The 15,728-nt window shown below is 27.6% G+C and carries 13 protein-coding genes and 1 tRNA gene; 9 read left to right on the top strand and 5 right to left on the bottom strand.

The window, feature by feature from the left end; genetic code table 11:
• Positions 1–16: 16 nt before the first annotated feature.
• Both mmsA and mmsB read left to right on the top strand, forming a co-directional pair.
• Entirely contained in the window at positions 17–1,558 is a 1,542-nt protein-coding gene (gene mmsA, locus CLPUN_RS12905) for a multiple monosaccharide ABC transporter ATP-binding protein (protein WP_077847680.1), read from the top strand.
• Complete coding sequence (mmsB, locus tag CLPUN_RS12900; protein WP_077847679.1) at positions 1,558–2,727, top strand: multiple monosaccharide ABC transporter permease; 1,170 nt, start codon at positions 1,558–1,560, stop codon at positions 2,725–2,727. Before mmsA ends, mmsB begins: the two co-directional genes overlap by 1 nt.
• A gap of 253 nt (positions 2,728–2,980) precedes the next feature.
• Here mmsB and CLPUN_RS12895 read toward each other — a convergent pair whose 3' ends face one another.
• Together CLPUN_RS12895 and CLPUN_RS12890 are read right to left on the bottom strand one after the other, a co-directional pair.
• Positions 2,981–4,474 carry a sugar ABC transporter ATP-binding protein gene (locus tag CLPUN_RS12895; protein ID WP_077847678.1) on the bottom strand — a complete coding sequence of 498 codons (1,494 nt, stop codon included), beginning with the start codon at positions 4,472–4,474 and terminating at the stop codon, positions 2,981–2,983.
• A 27-nt stretch (positions 4,475–4,501) separates the two neighbouring features.
• Positions 4,502–5,296: a DeoR/GlpR family DNA-binding transcription regulator gene (locus CLPUN_RS12890; protein WP_077847677.1), complete on the bottom strand. Its 795-nt coding sequence runs from the start codon at positions 5,294–5,296 to the stop codon at positions 4,502–4,504.
• A 340-nt stretch (positions 5,297–5,636) separates the two neighbouring features.
• Here CLPUN_RS12890 and CLPUN_RS12885 point away from each other — a divergent pair, with 340 nt between their 5' ends.
• The gene (locus CLPUN_RS12885; protein ID WP_077847676.1) at positions 5,637–6,824 is read left to right on the top strand and encodes an anaerobic nitric oxide reductase flavorubredoxin; all 1,188 of its coding nucleotides are present in this window, start codon (positions 5,637–5,639) and stop codon (positions 6,822–6,824) included.
• A gap of 93 nt (positions 6,825–6,917) precedes the next feature.
• Entirely contained in the window at positions 6,918–7,076 is a 159-nt protein-coding gene (gene rd, locus CLPUN_RS12880; RefSeq protein WP_077847675.1) for a rubredoxin, read from the top strand.
• 85 nt (positions 7,077–7,161) lie between these two features.
• On the opposite strand, the gene rimI is transcribed toward rd, so the two are convergent.
• Genes rimI through tsaE form a run of 3 tightly spaced genes read right to left on the bottom strand, consistent with a single transcriptional unit; the run spans position 7,162 to position 8,814 of the window.
• A complete protein-coding gene (gene rimI, locus CLPUN_RS12875) occupies positions 7,162–7,602 on the bottom strand; it encodes a ribosomal protein S18-alanine N-acetyltransferase (protein ID WP_077847674.1) in 441 nt (146 codons plus the stop codon).
• A gap of 1 nt (position 7,603) precedes the next feature.
• Positions 7,604–8,356, bottom strand: coding sequence for a tRNA (adenosine(37)-N6)-threonylcarbamoyltransferase complex dimerization subunit type 1 TsaB (gene tsaB / locus CLPUN_RS12870; RefSeq protein ID WP_077847673.1), 753 nt, complete (start codon positions 8,354–8,356; stop codon positions 7,604–7,606).
• Between the two features lie 2 nt (positions 8,357–8,358).
• On the bottom strand, positions 8,359–8,814 hold the full coding sequence (tsaE, locus tag CLPUN_RS12865; RefSeq protein WP_077847672.1) for a tRNA (adenosine(37)-N6)-threonylcarbamoyltransferase complex ATPase subunit type 1 TsaE: 456 nt from the start codon (positions 8,812–8,814) through the stop codon (positions 8,359–8,361).
• A gap of 512 nt (positions 8,815–9,326) precedes the next feature.
• Between tsaE and CLPUN_RS12860 the strand changes: the two genes are divergently transcribed.
• The 5 genes from CLPUN_RS12860 (at position 9,327) to CLPUN_RS12840 (ending at position 15,467) form a co-directional block, all read left to right on the top strand.
• The gene (locus CLPUN_RS12860; protein WP_077847671.1) at positions 9,327–10,256 is read left to right on the top strand and encodes a metal ABC transporter substrate-binding protein; all 930 of its coding nucleotides are present in this window, start codon (positions 9,327–9,329) and stop codon (positions 10,254–10,256) included.
• Positions 10,257–10,528: 272 nt separating this feature from the next.
• Positions 10,529–10,603: transfer RNA gene (locus CLPUN_RS12855), tRNA-Trp, on the top strand.
• 195 nt (positions 10,604–10,798) lie between these two features.
• A complete protein-coding gene (locus CLPUN_RS12850) occupies positions 10,799–11,422 on the top strand; it encodes a flavodoxin family protein (RefSeq protein WP_077847670.1) in 624 nt (207 codons plus the stop codon).
• A 169-nt stretch (positions 11,423–11,591) separates the two neighbouring features.
• Positions 11,592–12,848: a UV DNA damage repair endonuclease UvsE gene (gene uvsE / locus CLPUN_RS12845; protein WP_077847669.1), complete on the top strand. Its 1,257-nt coding sequence runs from the start codon at positions 11,592–11,594 to the stop codon at positions 12,846–12,848.
• Between the two features lie 90 nt (positions 12,849–12,938).
• Positions 12,939–15,467 carry an FAD-dependent oxidoreductase gene (locus tag CLPUN_RS12840; RefSeq protein ID WP_077847668.1) on the top strand — a complete coding sequence of 843 codons (2,529 nt, stop codon included), beginning with the start codon at positions 12,939–12,941 and terminating at the stop codon, positions 15,465–15,467.
• The last annotated feature ends 261 nt before the right edge of the window (positions 15,468–15,728 follow it).

Here is a 15,728-nt window from a genome sequence, read left to right as displayed (position 1 = left end):
AAAGGAGACAATATAAATGTCTAATTTTATACTTGAAATGAAAGATATAGTTAAAACATTTGGAAAAGTTAAAGCTTTAAACGGTATTAACTTAAAGGTAAAAAATGGAGATATTCATGCTATTGTAGGAGAAAATGGAGCAGGAAAATCTACTCTTATGAATGTACTAAGTGGGGTTTATCCTAGTAATACATTCACAGGGACAATTTCATATGAAGGGAATATATGTAATTTCAGTAGTGTTCGAGATAGTGAAAAATTAGGTATAGTAATCATACATCAAGAGTTGGCTTTAATACCTTATTTATCTATAGCTGAAAATATATTTTTGGGAAATGAACAAGCAAATAAAGGGGTAATAAATTGGGATCAAACAATTTTAAAATCTCAACAATTATTAAAAAAGGTTTTTCTTAATGAAAATCCAAATACATTAATCTCAGAAATAGGAGTTGGTAAACAACAACTTGTTGAAATAGCAAAAGCTCTTTCAAAAGATGTTAAATTACTTATATTAGATGAACCTACAGCAGCGTTGAATGAAGAAGACAGTGAGCGTTTACTAGAATTATTACTTGATTTAAAGAAAAATCATGGAGTGACTTCAATTTTAATATCCCATAAACTTAATGAAATATCAAAAGTTTCTGATGAGATAACAGTCATTAGAGATGGTAAAAGTATAGAAACTATGACAAAAGGTATTGATGAAATTACTGAAGATAGGATTATAAAGGGAATGGTTGGACGTGATATGGCAGATAGATTTCCACCAAGAGATGCTAAAATAGGAGATACTTTATTTGATGTATCTAATTGGAATGTATATGATCCATATAATGATTCTAGAAAAGCTGTAGACAATGTAAACTTTCACATTAAAAAAGGTGAGATTGTTGGGTTTGCAGGGCTTATGGGAGCAGGGCGTACAGAAATAGCAATGAGTTTATTTGGAAGAGCTTATGGTAAAAAAATATCTGGTACAGTAAAGATGAATGATAAAGAAGTGAATTTAAGTAATGTTAGTAAAGCTATAGAAAATGGTTTAGCGTATGTTACTGAAGATAGAAAAAATTATGGGCTCATATTAATGGATGAAATATTAAAGAACACTACATTAGCTAATTTAAAGGGTGTTAGTAAAAACGGTATTATTAATAAAAACACAGAAAATGAGATTGCAGAATCTTTTAGAAAGAAATTTAAAATTAAGTCATCAAGTGTGTTGCAGCCAGTTGGAAATTTAAGTGGAGGTAATCAACAAAAAGTAGTACTAAGTAAATGTATTTTTACAGATCCTCAAGTCTTAATTCTTGATGAACCGACAAGAGGTATTGATGTAGGAGCTAAATATGAAATTTATACAATTATAAATGAATTAGCAGCATCAGGACGTGGAGTATTGGTAATTTCATCTGAAATGCCAGAATTACTAGGGCTTTGTGATAGAATATACGTAGTTAATGAAGGCAGAATGGTTGGAGAACTTACAAAAAAAGAAGCAACTCAAGAAAGTATTATGAAATGTATAATGATTAATAAAGAGGTGGATAGATAATGGAAAATATTAAAGCTTTTATTAAAAAAAATATTAGACAATATACTATGGCATTAGCACTTGTTGTTATTATGGTATTTTTTCAAATTCTAACTAATGGTGTACTTTTTAAACCTATGAATGTAACCAATTTAATTCTTCAAAATAGTTACGTTTTAATACTAGCGGTAGGTATGTTAATCGTTATATTAACAGGGAATGTAGATTTATCAGTTGGTTCTGTTGCAGCTTTCATTGGAGCAATATCAGCAATTTTTATGGTAAGAATGAATATGTCAGTGCCATTAGCTGTTATAATTTGTTTAATAATAGGAGCATTAGTAGGTGCGTGGCAAGGCTTCTGGATAGCTTATGTAAGAATACCAGCATTTATAGTAACCTTAGCAGGTATGCTTATTTTTAGAGGATTAACAATGGTTATATTGAAAGGACAAACAATAGCACCATTTCCAGATTCTTTCTCAATTGCAGCAAATGGTTTTTTGCCAGAAACATTAAAAATTGGAGACTTAAATTTAATTGCAGTAGCTGTAGGAATATTATTATCAATTCTATATGTATTTATGACAATAAAGCAAATAAACAATAGAAAGAAATATAATATAGAAGGAGAGCCAATAGGATTTGCAATTTTTATAACATCAGTAGTAGTTATAGCAATAAATCTTTTCACAATGAGTCTAGCTAATTACAAAGGTATTCCAATTGTATTAGTTTTAATCGGAGCATTAATATTAATATATACATTCATAACAGAAAAAACAATTGCAGGACGTCATGTATATGCACTTGGAGGAAATGAAAAAGCTGCAAAGCTTTCAGGTATTAAAACACAAAGAGTAATGTTCTGGGTTTATGTAAATATGGGATTACTTTCTGCAATAGCAGGTCTTATAGTATCAGCTCGTTTGGGAGCTGCAACTCCAAAAGCTGGAACAAACTATGAACTTGATGCGATAGCAGCTTGTTTCATAGGAGGGGCATCAGCTTCAGGTGGAATTGGTACAATAATGGGTGCTATAATAGGTGCACTTGTAATGGGGGTTCTAAACAACGGTATGTCAATAATGGGTCTTGGCATTGACTGGCAACAAGCTATTAAAGGATTAGTTTTGCTAGTAGCAGTAGCAGTTGATGTTTATACAAAATCCAAATCTTCAGCGCAATAATTAAAATAATATATTAACTCAAAATAATTTTAAAGACATAATAGATTACACTTTAAGGACTATGTTAAATCAAAATTATGAATTGATCAGATTTATAATTTTGAAAACATAGTCCTTGTAATTTCATATAGGAATTTGTAATGAGCTTTAGTGGAATTATATTATTAAGAGAGAAGAATACAGTAAATTATAAATATACTGAAAGATTCTACACACTTTTAATTGTCAATCGTACTTTGCGAAACAAATTAACCTAACCATGAATTGCTTTTGAAATTATTTTTTCTTTAGTTGCATAATTTCTATTAAATTCAGAAACGATTTCCCCATGAGCTAGTACTAAGGTACGGTCACACATTCCTAATATTTCATCAATATCTGATGAAATAAGAATAATTGAAGCTCCTTTTCGGACTAAATCATTAATAGAATTATAAACATCTATTTTAGATGCTATATCAATACCTCGTGTTGGTTCGTTTAAAATATATATTTTTGCTCTACTCATCATCCATTTTGCAAGAACAGTCTTTTGTTGATTGCCGCTACTGTAATGAGAAATTTTATCTCTTTGATTTCCAGGTTTAATATTGAGTTTTTTTATATATGAATTAGTAACTTCATATATAATATCTTTATGAAGATATTTATGACTTTCAAATCTTTTTAGAGAAGCAGAAGTTATATTTTTTTCTAAGTTTAAACATTCAAATAATGAATTTAGAGAAGGATAATCAGGAAGCAGTGCAATTCCTGATTTAATGGCATCACTGGGAGAAGTGATTTTTTTTGTAATCCCATTAACCGAGATTTTTCCTTTATATGAATTTACATTTCCAAATAAGCATTGACCTAAAATAGAACGTCCAGAATCAATTAAACCTGTAATTCCTAAAATTTCAGATTTTTTTAATTTAAAGGACACATTGTTAAGCAAATTTTGAAATTGTAAATTCTCAACCAATAAAACGTTTTCTCCAAGCTCAATATTAAGTTTAGGATATGAATTTTTACGTATAGATACTGATAGCAAAGTTATAATATCTTCATCTGTAATATTTAATATATTCTTAGAATATACAATTTTACCCTGAGATATAATGCTTAATTTATCAGAAACCATTTTTATTTCATCAATTATATGTGTAATGTAAATTATAGATACACCTCTAGACTTCAACTTTGAAATAATTGAAAATAAAATATTTTTTTCTACAGAAGTAAAAGATGATGAAACCTCATCTAATATTACTACTTTTGCAGAAGAAACGTAAACTTTAAAAAGTTCTATTAATTGCTGCTGAGGATAATTTAAAGTAGAAATTGGAGCATCTACATTAAGATTAATATTAAATTCATTAAACAGTTCATAACATTGGCAGCGAAGCTTCTCTAAATTAACTGTACTAAAAAGTCTATTACTAGTGACCATTGTATACGAAAAAATATTTTCATAGATTGATAAATTAGGAAATAGAGTAGTATCATGTGAAATACAATAAATTCCTAATTTCCTAGCATCAGAGATTGATTTAAACACAACAGGTTTTTCATCTAAAATCATTTTACCATTATCAAGGGAAAACATACCACTAATTATTTTTATTATTGAGGATTTACCAGAGCCATTCTCCCCAATTATTGAATGAACTTCCCCAGAATAAAAATCTAAATTAATATCGTCTAGTGAAAAATCTTCAGTAAGATATTTACTAACATTGCGTAATGATAACTTAGGAATATTCATAAGTACCTCCATATCAAAAATAGTTTATTATAGATGATCTTCAAAAGCATTAACAGATGTAAATAACTGAATATTATTATTGAAGATTTCTGTTTTAAAATTATCATCTATATTGGGACTCGTGATAATTTTCTCTGTTATTTCTGTTAATTTACCTACTTTATAAAAAGAATTTTTTTTGAAGGCCTCTGATGAACATAAAACAATTCGTTCATTTGAATTTTTAATAGAGGCTTGAATAAGGGAAGCTATATTAATGCTAGATACAGTAACATCTAAATTGCTTGAAATACCATTAACCTCTATAAATAATTTATTTACAAAAAAGAGATTTAAATTATCAATTGTAAGAGTACCAAAGACTGATTTAGTAGAAGAATCAATAACTCCACCTAGCAGAATTACTTTTATTGTTTGATGATTAGCAAGTTCAGCAGCAATTAAAATATCATTAGTTACGATAGTTAAATTTTTTTTTGTAATTAATTTTTTTGCTATAGAAAGATTAATTATTCCATTAGATAGCATTATTACATCGTCATCATTAATCATTTCAATGGCAATATCAGCAATATCATTATAATCAGTACTTTCTTCATAAGCATTATCTGTTAAATTATTTTCAATATAAATATTATCTTCAGAATTTAAAACGGCACCACCATGAGTACGAGTTATAAAACCTTCTTTTTCTAATTTTTCTAAATCACGTCTTATAGTTACTTCTGATACGTTTAACATTTTACTTAAAATATTTACTTCAAGTTGTTTATTTTCAATTAAATAGTTTTTTATAATTTTAATTCGTTCAATTGCAAACACCTAGTTACTTAACAGCTAATCAAAATTTAATAGTGTTACTAAAAATTAAGATGAGCAGTATCTCCTTTCAATTTTTATAATTATTCATGAAAGCTAGCCTATTAGCTATATTTAATATTGATTATATCATAATTTTAATGAACATAGTAAAAAATGAACTATAATAGAGCCTAAGTTAAATTTTTAATAAAATGAAATGTTAATGAGCATACTATATTAGTGGATAAAATAATAAATTAATTAAGAAGAAAAGTATTAGCTAATTAATAATAACTATTGAATAATAATGCCTAATTTGATATTATATTATTATAGATTTTAAGAGAAAAGGAGTTTAGGCATGAGCTTAAAAATAAATGATACTGTAACTTGGGTTGGTAAAATTGATTGGGAGTTAAAGAAATTTCATGGAGATGAATATTCTACACATAAAGGGTCTTCATATAATTCATATTTGATTAGAGATGAAAAAACAGTACTTATAGATACTGTTTGGGAACCATTTAGTCGAGAATTTATTGCTAATTTAAAGAAAGAAATAGATATACAAAAAATTGATTATATAGTTATTAACCATTCAGAAGTTGATCATAGTGGTGCATTAGTGGATCTAATGGAAGAAATACCCAATACTCCAATTTATTGTACAAAAAGTGGTGTCAGAATATTAAAAGGACATTATCATAAAGATTGGAATTTTGTGGAGGTTAAAACGGGAGATACATTAGATATAGGAAAACATAAGCTTACTTTTATAGAAGCTAGCATGCTTCATTGGCCAGATACTATGTTTACATATTTATCAGAAGAAAATATGTTATTTAGTAATGATGGATTTGGTCAACATTATGCTTCAGAATTTATGTATAATGATAAGGTTGATCAAGCAGAGTTATATCAAGAAGCACTTAAATATTATGCAAATATTTTAACTCCATTTAGCAAACAAGTTGTTAAGAAAATTGAAGAAATATTAAGCTTTAATTTACCGATTGATATGATTTGTCCAAGTCATGGTATAATATGGAGAGATAATCCAATTCAAATAGTAAATAAATATTTAGAATGGGCAAATGAATATAAAGAAAATCAAATTACAATAGTTTATGACAGTATGTGGAATGCTACAAGAAGAATGGCAGAAAGCATTGCAGAAGGAATAACAAGTACTAATAAAGAAGTAGAAATAAAGCTTATTAATTCAGCTAAAAGTGATAAAAATGATATTGTTGTAGAATCATTTAAATCAAAGATAGTTCTTATTGGATCATCAACTATAAATAATGGTGTTTTATCATCAACAGCATCAATATTAGAAATGCTTAAAGGATTTAGATTTAGAGGTAAAAAGGCAGCTGCGTTTGGTAGTTATGGATGGAGTGGAGAAGCTACAAAAATAATGACAGAAGAACTAGAAAAAGGCGGCTTTGAAATAATTAATTCAGGAATAAAAGAATTGTGGAATCCAGATGAGGATGCATTAAATAGATGCAGAGAGTTTGGAAAAACAATTGTAGAAGCGCTTTAATTTACATATATGTTTAATTTAATGAGCAATTATTAATATGGCATACATGTAATTAATAAATATGTATTATTAATTTATAGGAGGGTTTTGATTATGGAAAAATACATTTGTACAATATGTGGTTATGTTTATGATGAAGAATTAGGAGATCCAGACAATGGGGTTGCAGCTGGAACAAAATTTGAAGACATTCCTGAAGATTGGGTTTGTCCACTATGTGGGGTTCCTAAATCTGATTTTGAAAAAGAATAAGAAATAGAGTAATTTTAGAAAACTTAAACGAGAGAGCTATCAAAATGTTTTATATATTTTGATAGCTCTCTCGTTTAAGTTTTATTTATTCTTGTAACCACATTATTATTGCATCTTCTTTATTGTCTTCATAGTATCCTTTCCTAATGCCATCTTGCTTAAAATTATGACGTTTATAAAGGGTTTGAGCAGCTTTATTACTGGTTCTCACTTCAAGAGTGAAAGAGGTGCAGCCTAGACTTTTACAATAATTAAGAAATTCTTTAAGAAGTTTAGAGGCAATACCTTGTTTTCTATAATTTGGATGTATAGCTATATTTGTTATATGTGATTCATCAAGGACAATCCAGGTCCCTATAAAACCTACAACTTTGTTATCAATTTTGGCAACTAGATATCTAGCAACAGGATTAGTTAGTTCTTGGGTATAAGAATCTTTGCTCCAGCTAATAGAGAAGCTTAATGAGCTAATATTTAAAATATCATCAATATCTTCTTCTTTCATGAAATCAATAACTAAATTCATTTTACTTCATCCTTTGCTCATATTCTCTTTCAGCTTGAGGTTTTTTTAGATAAAACGGAGCAGAGTTTGGATCATCAAAGACCCCATTTCTTAGAAATAGACTGCCTAACTCACCTAAAGATGAAGCCCTAACTAAATTAAGATGATTAGGTGGAAAATAACAATTAGGGCAATTTTTAATTAAGTAATCTCTATATTTATCTACTCCATCACCTATAAATACAACTTTTTCATTTTTAGCTTTGATTAATTCTATTAATTCATCAACATCTAGTGATGAATGATCTAAAAGTTTTTCTAATGTAATTGGTAACTCATATTTAATATCAGTATCAGTGGATTCATCAGAATTAGTGCAATAAGTTGAATTGCTTTTATATAATGAAGTATAAACACTATTTCTTAAAGCATCCATTATAGGGCATATAAGACCATCAAAATTAGATGCACTAAGTGCTAAGGCATCTAAACTAGATACACTGACATATGGTTTGCCACTTCCAAAACTTAATCCTTTTACAGTTGCCATTCCTATCCGAAGTCCAGTAAAAGAACCAGGGCCTTTAGAAACAACATATCCATCAATATCACCTATTGTTAAATTATTGTTCTTTAATAAATCTTCAATTATATTCATTAATATTACTGAATGTTCTTTTTTATCATTTAAAGTAATTTCACTAAGTAATTTTTCATTCTTCATTAAGGCTATAGTTGCAACCTTTGAAGATGAGTCGACAGCAAGTATAATCATATTTACAACTCCTTTATATAATCATATTTATCTCCATAAGGAGTTAAAATTATTTTTCTATAATCTTCACCCTTGACTAAATCTTTTTCTATTTTTATATGAAGCAAATCTCTTGGAAGAATTTCTTCTATGTAATTTGCCCATTCTATAACAGATACTGCATCAGAAAAAATATAATCGTCAAATCCAATTGCATAAATTTCATCAGGATCGCTTACTCTATAGACATCAAAGTGATTAAGCTTTAATTCATTTCCTTCATATTCATTAACAATTGTAAAGGTTGGACTTGTAATATTGTCACTTATGCCTAAACCTTTTGCAATTCCTTTAGTTATATGAGTTTTACCAGTACCTAAATCTCCAGTTAAACAAACTATATCGCCAGCTTTTAATAGCCTGCCTAGTTTTATTCCTAATTGTGTAGTTTCATCTACGCTATAAACTTCAAATTCCATGAAATATGGTGACCTCCTTAAGTGAGAATTAAAATATTACATCTATAAGCTAAATTTTGATAATTAACCATACTAATGTTGCAAAAAACAATCTTCATTAAATTTAGTTATTGTAACTTAATTTTGCTGAAGAATTAAATTGCAATTATATATATGTTTAAAAAAAGTTTATTCATCTAAATTTATTATATATTTTTGATAATACAAACAAATTAATTTTGCAAACTATGAATTTTATTAATTAGAACTTATAAATCTAATTAAAAATTTAAAAGAATAAATTCTCATTCTTTTATTTTATCTCAAAATTTTATAAAAGCAAATTAATAATCTTATTTCATATTTTTGAATTTATAGTATAATATAATATTTAAAAATATGTAATAAATTTATATATATTTATTTTTAATTAATTGGTATAATAAATCTAAATGTATACTAAACTTAATTAACAGAATAATAAGCAGAGTAATATAGAGTTGTAGATGGTTAAATTTCGGAGGTGGCTTATTTTGAAAAAGATTACCTTTGCAATGGTAGTAATAACTATTGCATTGTCTTTTGGTATGAGTTTATTTTCAAGTCCATTATTAGCAAATACTGAAAATAACAGAGTTGAAAACAGAGAGAAATATTTAAACATAATGACAGTTAATAAACCCCAGTACGATATGGTAAAAAAAATAATAAAAGATAAAAATAGTGTAGACTATATGTTTATTAATGAAAAAGACATTAGTGAATTTAAATATAGTGAAGATGTTTTAAACAATATATCAAATATGGATGTATTTATGTATTCAGGGACTTCATTTGAACCTTGGAGCAGTTCTTTTATTGATGAATTAAAAAAAGGAAATCTTGGTATAATAAACTTAGCTAGAGGTGTAAGACTTTTAAATTATTCACATAGTGGTGATAATAAAGAAAATCCATATTATTTTGAAGGAATAGAAGAATATAAAATAGCATTATATAATGTAAAGTCAGCTATTGAAGATAGAGATCCTCAAAATAGAGATTATTATGAAGAAAATTATAATGAAGCTATTAAAGAATTTGAAGATAAGATAAATAAGTATAAGGACAAAATAAGTTCATTAAGTGAATATAAGTTTATAACTTTAAATAATGACTTTGATTATTTAACTAAAGGGTTAAATTTAAGTACAATTCAGCTTGATAATCATGAAATGGCTGAATTCATTAAGGTAAATAATTTAGATCCTAAAAAAGTTATTATAATAGTTGATGGAGAGCAAAACACAAAATTAGATTTATCATCTTATAATACAATAAAATTATGGAAGTATTATGGTGATATGTCCTTTGATGAGCTGATTTTATATAATGTAAATGAATTAGCAAAATGGGCAAAAATAAAAGAAGATACACCTGTAGCTACTACTTCAACTTCAGAAAATAATACAGCAGCAAAATAAATACGAGAAATTTTTATAGAAAATGAAGAATAAGACACATTAAAAATAATAGATTAAGGATAGTTTTCTATTATTTTTAATGTGTCTATTTATGTGGTTATGGCGTCAAAAAATTGTAATTAATTGATGAGAATTATCTTTATTTTTTATAAATTTAGGCCTAAAATTAATATAATGAATAATATTAATTTTATAAAGAATAAAAAAATAGGGTAGTAAACAAAAAACTTGTTGCTTTATTTAGATTTATGTTATATACTAATTAATGTCTTAGGGGTATGGCTCAACGGTAGAGTAGTGGTCTCCAAAACCATTGGTTCTGGGTTCAAATCCTAGTGCCCCTGCCATCAAGGTCGTAGTGCGTTGCATTACGGCTTTTTTTACGTATTAAAATAGCAAGAAATAAAAATTTGTTAATTTTTATTTCTAACTTTCCTTTTGGATAGTATCGTACTTTTAAGTGCGTGCTATCTTTTGTAACCGCATTGTTGTATATTAATAATATCAATGTATAAAATATACAATTAAAATGAGGTGTAATTATGAAAGTATTACTTATTAATGGTAGTCCTAAAGTAAAGGGGTGTACTTATACAGCTTTAACTGAAATTGCTAAAGAATTAGAAAAGGAAAATATTGAAGCTGAAATATTCCATGTTGGAAATAAGCCTGTTCGTGGCTGCATGGCTTGTGGAGGATGTTATAAAACTAATGGTGTGTGTGTATTTAATGATGATACGGTAAATGAAGCTTTAGAGAAAGCTAAAGAAGCTGATGGATTTATTTTTGGATCACCAGTACATTATGCTGCTGCTTCTGGTGCAATAACGTCTTTTTTAGATAGGTTTTTTTATGCTGGAAACAGTTTTCAATACAAACCTGGTGCAGCAATTGTAAGTTGTCGTCGTGGTGGTTCGACAGCTGCTTTTGAGCAATTAAATAAATATTTTACTATTTCAAATATGCCTGTTGTATCTTCTCAATATTGGAATATGGTTCATGGAAATACTCCAGAAGAAGTTAAACAAGATTTAGAAGGTATGCAAACAATGAGAACTTTAGGAAAAAATATGGCTTGGCTTTTAAAATCTATACAAGCTGGTAAAGAAGCAGGAATCTCATTACCTGAAAAAGAATCTAGAGCTGTTACTAATTTTATACGTTAAAATATTGTTGTATAAAATGTACTAAATAATTAAATATTAATATATAATATGAAAGTCATTTTGCCTAAGTTAGAATTTGTGTAAAATGGCTTTTTATTCATGTACAAATTTTTATCATTATGCAAATAAATATGGTAATATTATTTTAAAATATGAAAGGGGTTAAAAAATGAGTATAGGATATGCATGTTTAACTATTGGAGTACCAAATACGAATTTAAAAAGCTGCACAGCTAAAAATGCAAATGAAGATAAATTATTACAATTAATTTTACATAATTTAAATTCTCTTGAAAATATAATTGATTATAATATTGAAAATAATATAAGGCTTTTTAGGATTAGTTCTGATTTGATTCCATTTGGTTCAAGTCCAATTAATGTTCTTTCATGGGAAAATATTTTTTCTTCAAAATTAAGTGAAATAGGAGAAAAAATAAGGAAAAGTGTTATGAGAGTTTCGATGCATCCTGGCCAATATACTGTGCTTAATTCATCTAATATAGAAGTTGTAAATAGAGCAATTGATGACTTGAATTATCATACTAAGGTTCTAGATAGTCTTGGTGTAGGAAGTGAACATAAAATTGTACTTCATATTGGTGGTGTTTATAATGACAAAGGGCAGGCAATAAAAAGGTTTATAACTAATTATGAGCGTTTGAGTGATGCTGTAAAACATAGACTCGTTATTGAAAATGATGATAAATCCTATAATATAAATGATGTTTTAGAAATAGGCATAAATAATAAGATTCCAGTAATTTTTGATAATCTCCATAATGAGCTTAATCCATATGATAAAGAAAAAGATGATATATATTGGATTAATAAATGCAAAAAAACTTGGAAAGAAAAAGATGGTTATCAAAAGATTCATTATTCTCAGCAGAATCCTTTAAAGAAATTAGGTTCTCATTCAAATACTATAAGAATTAATAAATTTATTGATTTTTATGAAAGCTTAGAAAGAGAAGATGTTGATATAATGCTTGAAGTTAAAGATAAGAATCTTTCAGCAGTTAAATGCATAAATGCTACAACTAAAGAGAATAAAATTAAAAAACTTGAAGATGAATGGAGCAGATATAAATATACCGTATTAGAAAATTCTCCTTCAAATTATTTAGAAATAAGAAAATTATTAAAAGATAAAAACGATTATCCAGTTATTAAATTTTACAATTTCATAGAAGAAGCAATGGAAATGGAAGTTACATTAGGAAATTCAATAAATGCTATAATGCATGTTTGGGGATATTTTAAGAATATTGCAGAAGATAAGGAAAAAAAGAGTTTTTTAAAAAGTATTGATGATTATAAGCAAGGAAAAATATCTATTAGTATAATTAAAAACAAATTATGGAAAATGACTTGTAAATATAATGAAACTTATCTTTTAAATTCATATTATTTTTTTATTTAATAAGAAAATTATATCTATTAGTGACTATAAAGAGGTATAATATTGTCATAATAAACTAATAAGATTGGCATTGAGAAGGAGGATTTTTACATGAAGACACTGGAACTAAAAAAGAATTTTTATTGGACAGGAGTATTGGATCCTGATTTAAAAGTATTTGATATTGTTATGGAAACTGAGTTTGGAACTTCATATAATTCATATCTACTTAAAACAAGTGAAAAAATAGTATTATTTGAAACAGCAAAAGCTAAATTTTTAGATGGATACTTGGAAGCGCTAAATAAGTTAGTAAATATTAGTGATATTGATTATATTGTAGTTAATCACACAGAACCAGATCATGCAGGAAGCATAGAAAAACTTATTGAAATGAATCCTAATATTAAAATTGTAGGAACTGGAGTTGCAATAGGTTTTTTGAAAAATATTGTAAATCGCGATTTTTACAGTATATCAGTAAAAGAAAATGACACTTTAGATTTAGGAGATAAAACTTTACGATTTATGGTTCTTCCTAATTTACATTGGCCTGACACAATGTATACGTATATTGAAGAGGATAAAACTCTACTTACTTGTGATTCCTTTGGATCACATTATAGTTTTGATGAAATTCTGCTAAGTAAGGTTAAAGATAATGAAGGTTATATGAGGGCTAACAAATATTACTTTGATAATATTATCGGACCTTTTAAGAAGCCTTTTATGGTAAAAGCATTAGATAGAATTAAAGATTTAGATATAGATATGATTTGTACAGGGCATGGTCCAGTAATTGATTGTAGAATAGAAGAAATTAAAGCAATTAATGCTAAATGGTGTGAAGTAATTAATCCAAATCCAAGAAAAACAGTAATAATCCCGTATGTAAGCGCTTATGGATACACAAAGCAATTAGCAGGTGAGATAGCTAAAGGAATTAAAGCTAGTGGAGATGTGGATGTAAGAGATTATGATTTATTAGAAACAGAAAAAAGTAAGGTATTAGAAGAATTAGGATTTGCTGATGGTATTCTTTTTGGTACTCCTACAATTGTAGGTGAAGCATTAGAGCCAATTTGGGATTTAACTATATCAATTTTTGCAAGAACTCATGGTGGAAAATTTGCTAGTGCATTTGGAAGTTATGGCTGGAGTGGTGAAGGTGTTCCACATATTATTCAAAGATTAAAACAGCTTAACATGAAGGTTATTGATGGATTACGTATTAAGTTTAAGCCAAGTGACAATGATCTAAGTGAAGCTTATGACTATGGTTATAACTTTGGATGTATAGTGCAAAATAAAGAAAATCCAAAGAAAAAATCAGCAAAGAGAACACTAGTAAAATGTTTAGTTTGCGGTGAAATATTTGATTCTAGCCTTGAAATTTGTCCTGTTTGTGGAGTCGGAAAGGAAAATTTCATTTCTGTTGAAGTCGATGAAAGTGATTATAAGAAAAATACAAATGAGATTTATTTAGTTCTTGGAAATGGTGCAGCGGGAATAAGTGCGGCAACGGCAATAAGAGAACGAAATGAAACTTGTTCTATAGTTTTGGCTTCAAATGAAAAAGTGCTAGGATATAACCGTCCAATGTTAACCAAATCAATGATAGCCAAATTTAATCCAAAACAAATTGCAATTCATGACGAAGCTTGGTACCAAGAAAAGAATATAACAAATGTACTTGATAAAGAAGTTGTTAAGATTGACACAAAAGGAAAGGAAGTTCTTTTCAAGGATGGAATTAAACTTAAATATGATAAATGTATTTATGCTTTAGGCTCTGAAGGTTTTCTTCCTCCAATTAAAGGAATTAATAAAGAATCAGTTATAGCAATTCGTAATATTTCTGATACTGATAAAGTTATGGAATTATTACCAAACGTAAAAAATATTGTTGTAATTGGTGGCGGAGTTCTTGGCCTTGAAGCAGCTTGGGAATTACGTAAGTCACAATGTAAAGTTACTGTATTAGAAATTGCAGATAAATTAATGGGAGCTCAATTAGATTACGAAGGTGGAAAGTTCCTAGAAGATATAATTAAAGGAACTGGAATAAATGTAAAATTAAATGTTAAGATTGACGAAATAGAAGGTAGAAAATCAGTTACAGGTGTAAGAATTAATGGTAATGAAGTTATTGCTGCAGATCTTGTTATTGTATCTTGTGGCATTGTAGCTAATTCCCAAATAGCAAAAGAAGCAGGAATTAATACTAATAGAGCTATAGTTGTAAATGAAAAAATGGAGACTAATATTTCTAATATTTATGCATGTGGAGATTGTGCAGAATATAATGGAGTAAACTATGGTATTTGGCCTCAAGCTTTAGAAATGGGTAAGGTTGCAGGAGCAAATGCAGCTGGAGATTCATTAGCTTATGAAACCGTAGATGCTGCTTTAACGTTCAATGGAATGAATACTTCATTATATTCAATTGGAGATAATGGAAAGAATCCTTATCTTAAATACAAAACAGTAGAATTTAAAGATCCAGTTAAAAACACTTACACAAAATATTATTTTGCAAATAATCGTTTATGTGGAGCTATATTGATTGGGGACACTAAAAATATCGTAAAAGTTACACAAGAGGTAAAAGAAAATAAGCTGTTTACTGAAATTTTTTAAAAACTATTCTAAGGAGACATATATTTTAGATGAGCTTTCAGCATCTTTATCAAATGAACTTTTTAAGTTTAGAATAAAATAATATATATTTTTAAATTTATTATTCAAAAGTGCTTAGTAACATGAAGTAAAAGAATATTTATATAAAATATTCAAATTTTATGTGGCTAAGTGCTTTTTATTTACACTGAAAAGTTTAAAATTTAATTATGTTTTAGAGAAGAAGTAAAGGATAAAATTTGTTTTTGTAGAATAATGTAT

The organism is Clostridium puniceum (assembly GCF_002006345.1).
Classification (GTDB): Bacteria; Bacillota; Clostridia; order Clostridiales; family Clostridiaceae; genus Clostridium; species Clostridium puniceum.
Note: the sequence above shows the minus strand (reverse complement) of the source record. Positions and strands in the feature narration are given on the sequence as shown.

Bases quoted from the DNA above. Each gene is read 5' to 3' on its own strand.
- mmsA (WP_077847680.1), top strand. From the start codon at position 17: ATGTCTAATTTTATACTTGAAATGAAAGATATAGTTAAAACATTTGGA.
- mmsB (WP_077847679.1), top strand. From the start codon at position 1,558: ATGGAAAATATTAAAGCTTTTATTAAAAAAAATATTAGACAATATACT.
- CLPUN_RS12895 (WP_077847678.1), bottom strand. From the start codon at position 4,474: ATGAATATTCCTAAGTTATCATTACGCAATGTTAGTAAATATCTTACT.
- CLPUN_RS12885 (WP_077847676.1), top strand. From the start codon at position 5,637: ATGAGCTTAAAAATAAATGATACTGTAACTTGGGTTGGTAAAATTGAT.
- rd (WP_077847675.1), top strand. From the start codon at position 6,918: ATGGAAAAATACATTTGTACAATATGTGGTTATGTTTATGATGAAGAA.
- rimI (WP_077847674.1), bottom strand. From the start codon at position 7,602: ATGAATTTAGTTATTGATTTCATGAAAGAAGAAGATATTGATGATATT.
- tsaB (WP_077847673.1), bottom strand. From the start codon at position 8,356: ATGATTATACTTGCTGTCGACTCATCTTCAAAGGTTGCAACTATAGCC.
- tsaE (WP_077847672.1), bottom strand. From the start codon at position 8,814: ATGGAATTTGAAGTTTATAGCGTAGATGAAACTACACAATTAGGAATA.
- CLPUN_RS12850 (WP_077847670.1), top strand. From the start codon at position 10,799: ATGAAAGTATTACTTATTAATGGTAGTCCTAAAGTAAAGGGGTGTACT.
- uvsE (WP_077847669.1), top strand. From the start codon at position 11,592: ATGAGTATAGGATATGCATGTTTAACTATTGGAGTACCAAATACGAAT.
- CLPUN_RS12840 (WP_077847668.1), top strand. From the start codon at position 12,939: ATGAAGACACTGGAACTAAAAAAGAATTTTTATTGGACAGGAGTATTG.